The sequence below is a fragment of the Kitasatospora sp. NPDC059827 genome (genome assembly GCF_042731675.1).
In the GTDB taxonomy this organism is placed as follows: domain Bacteria; phylum Actinomycetota; class Actinomycetes; order Streptomycetales; family Streptomycetaceae; genus Kitasatospora.
Genome location: NZ_JBHWIV010000019.1, coordinates 26207 through 37650 on the forward strand (window position 1 = coordinate 26207; position 11444 = coordinate 37650).

General features: G+C 71.7%; 10 protein-coding genes. 2 read left to right on the top strand and 8 right to left on the bottom strand.

Features of this window, described 5'->3' with window-relative positions; genetic code table 11:
- Positions 1-76 precede the first annotated feature (76 nt).
- On the bottom strand, positions 77-880 hold the full coding sequence (locus ACFV8H_RS14755; RefSeq protein ID WP_380399662.1) for an alpha/beta hydrolase: 804 nt from the start codon (positions 878-880) through the stop codon (positions 77-79).
- Positions 881-1009: 129 nt separating this feature from the next.
- On the opposite strand from ACFV8H_RS14755, the gene ACFV8H_RS14760 reads away from it, so the two are divergent.
- Positions 1010-1564: a TetR/AcrR family transcriptional regulator gene (locus ACFV8H_RS14760; protein WP_380399664.1), complete on the top strand. Its 555-nt coding sequence runs from the start codon at positions 1010-1012 to the stop codon at positions 1562-1564.
- A 160-nt stretch (positions 1565-1724) separates the two neighbouring features.
- On the opposite strand, the gene ACFV8H_RS14765 is transcribed toward ACFV8H_RS14760, so the two are convergent.
- Positions 1725-4703: a hypothetical protein gene (locus tag ACFV8H_RS14765; RefSeq protein ID WP_380399666.1), complete on the bottom strand. Its 2979-nt coding sequence runs from the start codon at positions 4701-4703 to the stop codon at positions 1725-1727.
- A gap of 300 nt (positions 4704-5003) precedes the next feature.
- Between ACFV8H_RS14765 and ACFV8H_RS14770 the strand changes: the two genes are divergently transcribed.
- Positions 5004-5987 carry a hypothetical protein gene (locus ACFV8H_RS14770; RefSeq protein WP_380399667.1) on the top strand — a complete coding sequence of 328 codons (984 nt, stop codon included), beginning with the start codon at positions 5004-5006 and terminating at the stop codon, positions 5985-5987.
- A gap of 561 nt (positions 5988-6548) precedes the next feature.
- Here the strand turns inward: ACFV8H_RS14770 and ACFV8H_RS14775 are convergent.
- The 6 genes from ACFV8H_RS14775 to ACFV8H_RS14800 all read right to left on the bottom strand — a co-directional run bounded on the left by ACFV8H_RS14775 (position 6549) and on the right by ACFV8H_RS14800 (position 11289).
- Positions 6549-7322 carry a hypothetical protein gene (locus tag ACFV8H_RS14775; RefSeq protein ID WP_380399669.1) on the bottom strand — a complete coding sequence of 258 codons (774 nt, stop codon included), beginning with the start codon at positions 7320-7322 and terminating at the stop codon, positions 6549-6551.
- A gap of 50 nt (positions 7323-7372) precedes the next feature.
- Positions 7373-7939 (bottom strand): hypothetical protein, encoded by a 567-nt coding sequence (locus tag ACFV8H_RS14780; RefSeq protein WP_380399671.1) that lies wholly within the window; start codon positions 7937-7939, stop codon positions 7373-7375.
- 171 nt (positions 7940-8110) lie between these two features.
- A complete protein-coding gene (locus ACFV8H_RS14785) occupies positions 8111-9151 on the bottom strand; it encodes a UDP-N-acetylmuramate dehydrogenase (protein ID WP_380399673.1) in 1041 nt (346 codons plus the stop codon).
- Between the two features lie 8 nt (positions 9152-9159).
- A complete protein-coding gene (locus tag ACFV8H_RS14790) occupies positions 9160-9366 on the bottom strand; it encodes a hypothetical protein (protein ID WP_380399675.1) in 207 nt (68 codons plus the stop codon).
- A 103-nt stretch (positions 9367-9469) separates the two neighbouring features.
- Positions 9470-10786: a helix-turn-helix domain-containing protein gene (locus ACFV8H_RS14795; protein WP_380399677.1), complete on the bottom strand. Its 1317-nt coding sequence runs from the start codon at positions 10784-10786 to the stop codon at positions 9470-9472.
- Positions 10787-10935: 149 nt separating this feature from the next.
- Positions 10936-11289, bottom strand: coding sequence for a hypothetical protein (locus ACFV8H_RS14800; RefSeq protein WP_380399679.1), 354 nt, complete (start codon positions 11287-11289; stop codon positions 10936-10938).
- Between the last annotated feature and the right edge of the window lie 155 nt (positions 11290-11444).

Sequence of the window (11444 nt, forward strand, 5' to 3'; positions counted from 1 at the left end):
GGACCATGTCCCTGCCCGGTCGGCGATCCGCTGGCTCGGGGGCCGCCGGGTGTGATGTGGTCTCGGCGTCGGCTGTTCAGCGGGGGTTGTGCTGGTCGAGCCAGGTGAGGCTGTGGTCGGCGAGGTCGGTCCAGCCGTGGTCGACGGTGAGGGAGTGGCCGCGGTCGTCGAAGCGGTGGTAGTCGGTGACGGCGGAGGACTTTCGGTACTGCTTGTGGGTGGAGCGGGTCAGGACGTCCGGGACGGTGTGGTCGAGTTTGCCGGACAGGAGCAGGAGCGGTCCGCGGTTCTGGTTGCGGGTGTCGACCTTGGCGGGCGAGTTCGGGGCGAAGTTGCTGAGGGCGAGCTGGAACAGGGGCCGGGCGGGGCTGGGGATGGTCCACTCGTCGAACAGTTCGGCGGATTCCTGTTCCGGGACGGCGTTGGCGAAGGCGTAGCGGAACTGTTCGGGGTTGAGTGAGACGGCGCGCTTAGTGTTGGCCGGGTTGCGCAGGAAGGCGAAGGCGGACTTGGCCTGGGCGGGTCCGATGGCCTTGACGCCCTTGATCTGGCCGGGGCAGATGGCGACCGCCGCTCGGCCGAGGTTCTGGCCGAGGAGGTGCTGGGCGATGAAGCCGCCGACGGAGTGGCCGATGAGGACGGGCGGGGTGTCGAGTTCGCGGATGATCCGGGCGTGGTGGGCGGAGATCTCGGCGAGGCCGATGCCGGCCTGCGGGTCGGGGTTCCTGCGGGCCTTTGCGACGGTGGCGGGGACGCCGGGCCATTCGGGGAGGATCGGCTCGTAGCCGGCGTCGCGGAAGCGGTCGGCCCAGGGCTGCCAGCTCGTGGAGTGGAGCCAGAGACCGTGGATGAACATGACCGGGGTGCGGTTGCTGGGCATGGTGGGGGACTCCTCGGGAGCTCAGGTGCTTCGGGTGGTGACGGTCGGCGGCTGTACGAGCGGTACCAGTGAAGTAGAAGGACCGTTCTCTCTCTAAAGGTAGAACGGTCCTTCTGCTAGCGTCAAGCCATGACGACGAGAGATTCCGCGCCACCGCGCGCCCGCATCCTGGCCGCGGCGATGCGGCTCTTCTACGCCCAGGGTGTGCGCGGAGTGGGCATCGACCAGCTGATCCGTGAGTCGGCGGTCGCCAACGCGACGTTCTACCGGCACTTCCCGTCCAAGGACGACGTCGTGCTCGCCTACGTCCACGAGCACGACCGCCTCTTCCGTGCGGCCGCCGCCGCGGTGGCGGACCTTCCTCCGCGCGAGGCGGTCACGGCGTTGTTCGCGGGCATCGCCGAGGAGTTCTGCGCACCTGGTTTCCGCGGCTGTCCGTTCATCAACGCCGCCGCCGACTACCCCGACCCCGCCCACCCGGTCAGCCGCGCCATCCAGGAGCACATGGACTGGTTCCGCGCCCTGCTCGCCGCTCTGCTTACTGACGCCGGCCACCCCGACCCCGATCGGGCGGCCGACACCCTGCTGATCCTGCGGCACGGCGCGATGAACCAGAGCCGCTTCACCGCCCCCGAGGCGGTGCGCACGGCGCTGGCGGAGGCCGTGGCGGCCCTCCTCGGATAGCGGCAGGGGAGCCTGAGTCCTCTCACGCCTGTGGGGGCCGGTGCCGCGCGGCTGGGCGCGCCACCAGCGGTGGCGCGCCCAGCCGTTGTGCTCCCTGCGCCCGCCGTGGCTGTGCCCGCGGCGGGCGCAGCCGGTCACCTTCCCGGGCGAAGGAGTGCGGTCACTCTCCGGCGCCGCCCTGGCGTCGGCGGCCCGCGCGGACGCAGACGAGGAGGCAGCCGAGAGCCAGCAGCGCGCCGCCGGCCAGGCCGGCCCCGGCCACCGGGGCTCCGGCGCTCGCGAGCATCAGGGCGGGTTCGTGTGCGGAGGTGCCGTGTGGGGGTGCTGGGTGGTTGCCTTCCGGGTGCTCGCCGGCCGGGGCACTACCCGGGGTGGTGCCGTCGGGGTGGGTGTCCCACTGGCCGGGGCCGGGGTGGTGGTGGTCGTCCCAGCCGCCGTGGCCGCCGGGGTTGTGGCCGTCGCAGCCGCCGTGGTCCTGGTCCTCACACGGGGTGCAGGCGACGATGGTGACGGTGTTGCTGGTGGCGGTCACCGTGGTGCCGTCGGGGGTGGTGCCGGTGACGGTCGCGGTGTCGGTGATCTTCCCGGCCTGTACGTCGGACTCGGCGGTGGCGTAGGTCGCGGTGCAGGTCGTGGACGCGCCCGGGGCCAGGGTGGCCACCGGGCAGGAGACGGCCGGTGTGCCCGGACCGGAGTCCGTCGCGGCGAGTGAACTCAGCGTCACGTTACCGGTGTTGGTGACCGTGAAGGTGTAGTGCAGGGCCTGGCCCGCGGCGGAGAACGAGGTCTCCTGGACGGCCTTGACGATCTTCAGCCCGGCGTAGGGCACGGTCACCTTGTTGCTGGTGGAGGTGATGTTCTGGCCGCTGGGGGTGGTGCCGGTGACCTGGGCGGTGTCGACGACCTTGCCCGCGGCGACGTCGGCGTCGGTGGTGGTGTAGGTGGCGGTGCAGTCCTCCGAGGCGCCCGGGGCGAGCGGGCCGGTGGGGCAGGTGACCGTCGGGGTGCCGGGGCCGTCGTCCACCACCGCGATGCCGGTCAGCGGCTGCGCGCCCGTGTTGGTGACCGTGTAGGTGTAGTGGATGGTCTGCCCGGCGGCGGTGTACTGCGCCTCGGCGGCTTTCTTGACCACCTTGATCGCGACCAGCGGGGTGTTCACCTTGTTGCTGGTCGTGGTGATCGTCTGGCCGCCCTGGTCGGTGGCGGTGACCTGGCCCTGGTCGGGGACGTTCTGGGCGGCGACGTCCGCCGCGGTCGTGACGTAGGTGGCCTGGCAGGTGGTGGACTGGCCGGGCGCCAGCTGGTTGGTGCCGCAGCCCGAGACGGTGACGCCGGGCGTCAGGTCGGTCACGGTGACGCCGGTCAGCGGGGCCTGGCCCGTGTTGGTGACGGTGTACGTGTAGTTGAGCGTCTCGCCCGGGGCCTGGAAGTCCGGCTGGACGGCGGCCTTGGTGATGGTCAGCGCCCGCAGCGGTACCACGACCTTGTTGCTGGTCGCGGTCACCGGCTGGGTGCCGGCGGTGGCGGTGAGGTTCGCCGTGTCGGTGATCTTGCCCGCCGTCGCGTCGGCGGCGGTCGCGGTGTAGGTGGCGGTGCAGTTCTCCGAGGCGCCGGGCGCGAGCGGGCCGGTGGGGCAGGTGACCGACGGGGTGCCGGGGCCGGTGTCGGTGACCGCGATGTTCGTCAGCGGCACCGGGGCGTTGTTGGTGACGACGTAGGTGTAGTGCACCGTCTGACCGGCGACGAACGAGGCCTCGGCGGCCTGCTTGGTGATGGTGGGGGTCGGGACGGTGACGGGGACGGTCGTGGTGCAGCCCGTGGCGCTCGCGCAGGTGCCGCCGGCGACGGTGGGCGCGACGTTGTTGGTCAGCGCGAAGTTGCCGGTGTCGGGGTTGTTGACCTTGACCTGGTACGTCACGGTCACGGTGGATCCGGCGGCGGGCGGCGCCGTCAGCGTGCCCGACCAGGTCAGGGTGTTCCCGGTGACGGAGGCCGACCCGGCGCTGGCGGTGACGGAGCCGGCCACCAGCGTGCCGTCGGTCAGCACGGCGGAGAGGTCGTCACTGAACCCCGCGGAGGTGGCCGGGTTGGTGCCGGTGTTGGTGACGGTCTCGGTGTAGGTCAGGACGTCGCCCTGCTTGACCGGGCCGGTCGGCGAGACCGACTTCGCAACGGTGTAGGAGGTGCCGGCGGGCAGATTGCAGTTCCCGCTGTCCTGGGTGGCGGAGGCGCCGTAGAAGCGGTGGCCCGTGTTCGCGACGACGGTGGTGGGCAGCGTCGCGGTCGAGGAGGCGGTCGGGACGGAGTTCAGGGACTCGATGGTGCCATTCGCGCGGAAGACGTACACGGTGCCGCCGGACTGGGCCATGCCGTAGATGGAGTTCGGGGTGGTGCCGATCTCGGTGATCGTGTTGTCCGGGTGGATGCGGAAGTACGCGGTGGGGTTCTGGGCGATCGAATCGAACGCGACCCCGAGGATGTCGCCGTCGGGCAGCGTCACGAAGTCGCCGGAGGAGACGAGCGTGGCCGGGTAGGAGACGGGGAACACCGTGCTGACGCCGGTGGCCGGGTTGAGCGTCCAGATCTGGTTCGAGAAGAACGACGCGATCAGCAGGCTGCCGTCGGGCCGGGCGCTCAGCGCGTTGAAGTCGGACCCGAAAGCCGCGGCCGGACCGGTGATCGTCACCGACCCCGTCTCCGCGCCCGTTGACGGGTTGATCGTGTACAGCACCGGCGGGCTGGCGTGCCAGGTCACCCCGTACAGCTTCGTGCCGTCCGCGCTCCACGCGATGTCGCCGTAGTCCCGCGCCAACGGCACGTCGGACAGCTGCGTACCGGTCGGGCTGTACGAGTACAGCTGGTCGCCGCCGCCACCGGTGTTCACCCACAGCGGCACCGGCTGGCACGTCAGCGCCCGGACCCCTGACTTCTCGGACTTCCCGTCCGCGCCGTCACCCGGCGCGGACGTCATTCCGTCCCCGCCCGCCGACAGTGCGGCGGCCGGCCTGAGGGAGGCCGTTCCCGTGGCCGGGGAGGCCATCGCCGCGCCCCCTCCCCAGCCCGTTGCCATGCCGACCAGCGCCAGACCGACCACCGCGGCGAGACCGCCGTGCGACCGGCGGCGTCTACTGCGTGCCATACCGTCTCCGTTCCAGTCGGGCGTGAGCACGGCCGAGCCGCATGTCACCACCCTGCCTACATTCAGTGATTATGTGACCACCATGAGTAGTTAGGCATGGGTTGGCCTGCCCGGCAATCCGCACCGCCCCGCCGTGACTGCCAGCGCGTGGGCCACCCGGCCGTACGGCGGCTTCCCTCGGGTGGCGCCCCCGACTTCACCGCCCGCAGCCTGATAGCGCCGGGAAAGTCGGCACAGCAGCCGACCCGCCCGACCCCTCGTCGGGCCCGCAACCGCCACCCACCCCCCGGAGGGACCCGCATGAGCGCCCTGACCCCGTACGAGACGCTTGAGCCGGACGAGGACAAACTCGTGGCCGAGATGATCGAGGCCATGCACAAGCAGCAGGAGCAGGACTACCCGCCGGGCGCCACCGGCCGGGCCGCCCACGCCAAGCACACCGGCCTGGTGAAGATCACCTTCGCCGTCGAACCCGACCTGCCGGCCAACCTGCGCATCGGCGTCTTCGCCCAGCCCCACACCTACGAGGGCTGGCTGCGCTTCTCCAGCGGAAACGGCAAGCCCCAGTCCGACGGCGTGAAGGACCTGCGCGGGGCGGCCATCAAGCTGCACGACGTGCCCGGCGAACGCATCCCCGAGAGCGACGAGCCCACCACCCAGGACTTCATCCTCCTCAACACCCCCGCCATCCCCCTCGGCACCGTCAAGCTCTTCCACGGCGTCATCACACTCGGCCAGGCCAAGTTCGCCGCCAAGATGCTCCCCACCCACCCCCACGTCGTCACCGGCCTGGCCAAGGCGGTCATCACCCCCACCTCACCCGCCGACATCCCCTACTGGAGCAACACCGCCTCGCTGCTCGGCCCCGACCAGGTCGTCAAGTACGTCCTCCTGCCCACCTCGACCTACACCAGCCCCAAACGGGAGAAGCACGAGGACTACTACCTCAGCGACCACCTCCAGGAACACCTCTCGCAGACCCAGGCCACCTTCGACTTCATGGTCCAGGTCCGCACCGACCCCGACACCATGCCCGTCGAGGACATCGCCGTCCGCTGGGACGAGGAGAAAGCACCACTCGTCAAGGTCGCCACCGTCACCATCACCCAGCAGGACTTCCGCACCGCCGAACGCAACCAACTCGCCGAGGAACTCGCGTTCAGCCTCTCCCACTCCCTCCAGGAACACCGCCCCATCGGCGCCGTCGCCCGCGCCCGCATGCGCATCTACAGCGGCATGGCCGCCTGGCGCCACAAGCGCGACCACCGCACCAAGAGCATCTGAACCGACCCCGTCGGCGCCGGCATCCAACGACGGCACGCTTCTGCTGGCCAGGCAGGCCACGCCCGTGCCCCGCGGGCACCGGCGCCGACACGCGCGCGCCGACCCCGGACGCCACAGCATCACGCAGCACCCGCCGACGCTCCGCTCCCGTCTCAGTCCGCCGGCTCCCCAGACACTCGCCCAACAACCCCGTCGCGTCCTGCCAACATCAGCCGGGCCACGACAACTGCATGCAACGACCCTGAACCTGACTCTGCAACGATCAGGTTCTGGCCGGGCAAGCACGGCGAAGCACCTCTGTTCGTATTGCCCGCCGCAGAGCTCGTTCCCGAGCGCGCGCCTACCGTCCTCGACCAGCGTTCCGGCATCCTGCCCGAGGGGCTGGTCCGTGATGGCCTGGACCACGTCGTCGTGCCACCGTGGTGGCAGCTCGCGAGGATTGGTGCCGGGCAGACCGAGGGACACCGCCGTGTAGCCGTTGGGCTGTGTTCCCTGTTCCTCCTGGCCGAGCAGATGCCGGCTTACGGGCCCGTAGAGGACTCCTACGGGCCCGTCCGGGCGTCAGGTGTTCGCGGGTCCCGGGAGGGCCGGGATTGGGGGTAGAACGAGTGCTTGAAGGCCCTGGTTCCACATCAGGGAGTGGTGGCCCTGGGCCTGGAAGTGGCGGGCCCGGTGGTCGGGGTGCACCCACAGGTGGCGGACCGCTCGGACGACGTGGCCCTTGTTGAGCCGCCACCACGTCTGGGCGGGTGGCGCTGCCCAGTCGTGTTCGTTGGGGATCGTGTGCAGGGAGGTGCCGTCGGGGCCGACGATGTTCGCGACTTGGACGGTGATGGCGCGCGGACGTGCGTCGAGGCTGAGCAGGAGCGCGCTTGCCTGCGGGAAGGCTTGGCGGATGCGGGAGGCGAGAGCGGCGGCCACGTTCGGGGCCGGAAGGCTGAGGAGGCGCCGGTGGCCGGCCAGCTCGGTGACGGGAAGGTGCGCCCCGAGCAGCACGGTGGGCAGCAGTCGTTCCGCCTTCTTCAACCAGGGCGGTTCGGGGGACAGCGCGGGGGCGCGCCGCCAGAGCAGCGGTGGGGTCGGGTACCGGTGGTCGCGGGGGTTCGCCCACAGGGCGCGGATGCGGTCGGAGGTGAGGGTTTCCTCGAACTCGATGGCGGCGGTCTCGGGGGCGTGGGTGCGGGCGTGGGCGGCAAGGAGTTCGTAGGCGGTGACGGCGAGGGCTTGCTGGGCTTCGGCCTCGCGGTGGAGCGCTTCTTGGTAGGCGCGGGCCGGGTCGGTGCGCCGGTAGGGGGCAGGTCCGGTTGGCGCGAGGATCGGTCGGTGGTTCGGCATCGTGGTCCTGGGCGAGGTCGTGGCCGGGCCGGTGTCGGCCCGGCCGGGCGTCAGTTGGTCGCGTGCAGCATGCGCTTGGCGAGGGCTTCGACCCGCTCCGTGAGCGCGACTGCGGCGCGGGCCTGGGCGGGCGTGTGGGGGTTGTCGTCCGAGCAGTGCTGGACGAAGCGCAGTGCGAGTTGGGTGAGTTCGTGCATCGCCATCGGGTCGTGGGCCGGGATCGTCAGGCTCCAGCTGGAGGCGTCGATGCGGTGCGGGATGCCGGCGCGGTAGGTGAGCAGCACCCGGTCTGTGAGCTCGTCTCCGGTGAAGTCGTCGGGCAGCAGCGCGTCCTCGGTCAGCCAATCGCAGAACGGGCCGGGCAGGGTGAGCGTCCACTTGCTGGTGGCGGGCGCGTGGTTGGCGGCCTGCTCGGCGTAGGCGTGGGCGTAGCCGAGGTGGCGGCTGGCCATCGGGGTGTCGAGGGCTTGGAGTGCCCAGTCGTAGCCGCAGGCGGCGTGCTGGTGGTAGCGGCGGGCGGTGGGGCCGAGGTTGGTGTCGGCGGCGGCTTGGCGGTGCCGGTCGCGGGCGGCCGTGACGGTCTCGGCGGTGGCGGGTTTCGGCTGCGGTGTGGGCATGACGGCCTTCGGTCACACAGGGTTCGGTCCCTGCAACGGTTGGGGGTGGTGGGGCTTCCAGGAGCCCCACGACCCCCAACCTCTCCAACCGTCCACCGGATGGGCACATCAAGTCCCTTGACAGGCTGTGCAGTTGAATCGTCGCGCCGCGCGCACCTCCGGGCACGAGACCTACGCGGGCCACTGGCCGACGTGGACGGGCCCGGGACGCAGGCTGATCCCGGTGTTCGCGTCCACCCGGGCCGCGAGGTCGGCGAGGGCCTGGACGAAGGTCGTGGCCGTGGTCTCGCCGTGGGCTGTGATGGTCAGGGTGAGCCGCTGCGAGCAGTGGATGCCCTCGGCGATCCGGTGTCCGGGGTGGCAGCCGATGAGTTCAAGCAGCCAGCCGGCGCTCATTCGCCAGCGGCCGTCGATGTCGGTGTGGACGGGGCAGCCGGCGGCGGACCAGCGGGCGGCCTGTTCGGGCGTGACGGGCGGGTCGAGGAAGGCGGAGCCGACTTGCCGGGCGTCGGGGCCGTCCGGGTCGAGGAGCAGCCCGCGGTGGTGGCGGTCGGCGAGGACGGCCGCGGTGGTCTCGGCGAGCGGGGGCCGGGTGCCGACTGGGACGCCGAGCTCGCGTGCGAGGCGTCGGCAGGTGATGGGTGCGGCGGTGTCGGTGCGGGTGAGGTGGAGGGTCGTGGACAGGATGGTCCAGCGGCCGGGTTCCTGCTTGAAGCGGCTGTGACGGTGGCCCAGTTGGCATTCCTGGGCGGGGAGGGTCCGCATGCGGCCGGTGTGCCAGTCCCAGGCGTGCAGGTGGTGCAGGGTGTCGGAGATCTGCTGCCCGTACGCTCCGGCGTTGTGGACGGGGGCGGCCCCGGCGGTGCCGGGTATGCCGGCCAGGTACTCGATCCCTGTGAGGTGTTCGGTGGCGGCCCAGGCGGTGAGGTCGGTGAGCGGGTGGCCGGCGGCGACGGTGACGGCGACCGTGGTGTCGTCCACTCGCTTGGTGGTGATGCCGCGGGTGTTGATGACGGCGACCGTTCCGGGGTGTCCGGCATCGGAGGCGATGACGTTGCTGCCGTGGCCGAGGGTCAGGGGGGCCTCGTGGCCGTGGCGGTTGATGGTGTGGACGAGGTCCGGCCAGTCGTTGGGGTCGGAGATGGTCAGGGTGTCGCCGGTGGGGCCGCCGAGGCGCAGGGTGGTGAGGGAGGCCAGGGTGCGACGGGGCACGGGGGCTCCTAGGGGATGAGCTGGTCGGGCTCGGCGGCCGCCGTCGGCGACTGGGCGACGGTACTGGCCTGGTGGTCAACGGCGAAGGCGAGCAGCACGATGACCGGCAGGTGCAGGGCGGCCCACAGGCCGGTGAAGAGGGTGTCGAAGCGTCCGTGCGGCGCGGCGGCGTGCGTGGCGCGGGCGGCGTTGAAGGGGGTGCTGTGCTGGGGCATGGGAGGCCTTCGGCAGCGGGTGGGAGGTGCGGACGTTCCCAGTGAACTGCCGGGCCGGGGGCCGGATCCGTAGTCGGGCTACGGGCCGTAGTGCGGCTACGGGTCAGACGATGCGGACGCCTGCTCGGGCGGCGAAGTCCCGGACGCCGGGCAGCTTTCGATCGTGCCTCAGCAGGCCGCCGGCCAGGCCCCGGACGGCGCCTCGGTGGATTTCCTGCGGGGCGGCCTCCTCGGCCGCGAGCAGGGCCTTGAAGCACTGTTCGGGCTTGCCCCATTGGTCGAACGCGCGGGCGACGTCGGTGAAGAACCTGGCCTGCCGCTCGGCGGTCGGCAGGGCGGCCGGGTCGATCGTGGAGGCCAGTTCGATTGCCTTTCCGGCGTCGCCGAGCTCGTAGTGCACGGACAGCTCGTGCAGGGCGACGCCCTGGATGCCGTCCACCAGGCCGGAGGTTCGGCCGGCGGCTGCCGCGCTGTCCGCGGCTTCCCGGATCAGGGCGTGCGCGTAGGCGCGGTCGCCGGACTTGGCGGCGGTGTAGGCCGCGGTGGCGTACAGGTCTCCGCGCAGGGCCAGTCGGGCGGTCTCGGGCACCGTGTTGTCGGCGAGCAGTTCCTCGGCGGCGACCACGACGATGTCCGTTGCGCGGGCCAGGCTGCCCTGGCGGCGCCAGGAGCTGGAGACCATCCGTTGGGCCTCGGCGACCACGAGGGGGTCGCCGCCAGCCCGGGCGGCGGTGAGCGCGCGGTCGGCGGTGATGGCCACCAGGTTGTTGTCGCCGATCTTGATGCACAGCCGGACCGCGATGTTGTAGAGCTGGGCGACGTTGCGGGCCCGCTCCTCGCTGCTGCCGACCAGCTGGGCGGCGGCGATCCGGCCCGGCAGTGCTTCGGCGAGCGCGTCGTACTGGGCCGCCTTGAACTGGCGACGGGACGTCAGGAGCGAAGTGGTGACCGACTCGTGGGTTGGTTCGCTGCGGGGTGCCGGAATCCGGCCCGCTCCGTACAGCAGGAGGTCTTCCAGCCCGCCCAGCGGGGCCGTCTCCTCGGCGTGCGCGGCCTCCTGGCCGGTGGCGGAGGCGAAGAGGGCGGTAGCCGCCAGGGTCAGAAACGGGCGGCGTCGCACATCGTCCTCCTCGGCAGTGCAAGTGCTCGCCAGCGTAGCCGAGGCCGGCTTCCGGGCGCGGGATCTCGGCCGATCGGCAGCGGGCTGCGGCAGGGCCATCAGCTCGCCTACATCGCTGCCCAGCACCTCGGCGAGGCGCCTGAGCAGCGCCAGGTCCTTGACCTGTTGGATGTCGCGTTCGACCTGGGACATCCAGTCCTCGCTGCGGTTCAGCTCGTGGGCCAGGCGCAGCTGCGTCCAGCCCTTTGCCGTGCGGCGCAGCGCGATGAACTTCCCGAACGTGATGCTGCTGGGCTTCACACTGGCCCCCGGGTTCAGTATCCGTTCCGCTACGGAACGCCACCGTATCGAGTGGTCGGCTTACCTGTACGCCCTCTCGGCAGATCGGGCTCGCGAACCATCCCCTGGTGTACCGCGGTTGCGCACAGGCACCGGGCAGACCGCCTGGTTCACTCCCGCTTGGCCGGCGGCGGCACCTCAACGATGCGGCCGAAGGCGGCACCGATGCGCAGCGCGAAGATCGCGTTGCCGTGGGCGTTGGCGAAGCCGCGGCAGATCGCGCCCTTCGTGCCGGACGGGGCGAGGGCGGGCAGGGTCGAGTGGCAGACGATGTGCCCGTTGGCGGCGAGGGCCTCGGCGGCCAGCTGCCGTACGCGGCCGGGAGCGAGGTTCATCAGGTTGCCCCGGCGGTAGATGCAGGTGTCGCACAGGCGGGTGAGGACCCGTACCTCCCCGGTTGCGGGGTCGGCGACGGCCGGCGCCGGGTCGTCGTCGGGCTCAGGCTGCGGATTGCTGTACCTCACGATGTCCCCCTGGTTGCGGTCGAAGAGCCCGTGCGGGAGGGGCCGGGGGGGGGGGGGCGGGGGCCCCCCCCCCCCGCCCGGCGGGGGGGGGGCGGGGGGCGCCCGCGGCCCCCCAGGTGAACGGCCACCCCCACGCAGGGAGCGCCCCCAGCCCC

Coding starts and splice junctions, on each gene's coding strand:
- ACFV8H_RS14765 (WP_380399666.1), bottom strand. CDS start 4,703: ATGGCACGCAGTAGACGCCGCCGGTCGCACGGCGGTCTCGCCGCGGTG.
- ACFV8H_RS14780 (WP_380399671.1), bottom strand. CDS start 7,939: ATGCCCACACCGCAGCCGAAACCCGCCACCGCCGAGACCGTCACGGCC.
- ACFV8H_RS14790 (WP_380399675.1), bottom strand. CDS start 9,366: ATGCCCCAGCACAGCACCCCCTTCAACGCCGCCCGCGCCACGCACGCC.
- ACFV8H_RS14755 (WP_380399662.1), bottom strand. CDS start 880: ATGCCCAGCAACCGCACCCCGGTCATGTTCATCCACGGTCTCTGGCTC.
- ACFV8H_RS14775 (WP_380399669.1), bottom strand. CDS start 7,322: ATGCCGAACCACCGACCGATCCTCGCGCCAACCGGACCTGCCCCCTAC.
- ACFV8H_RS14770 (WP_380399667.1), top strand. CDS start 5,004: ATGAGCGCCCTGACCCCGTACGAGACGCTTGAGCCGGACGAGGACAAA.
- ACFV8H_RS14760 (WP_380399664.1), top strand. CDS start 1,010: ATGACGACGAGAGATTCCGCGCCACCGCGCGCCCGCATCCTGGCCGCG.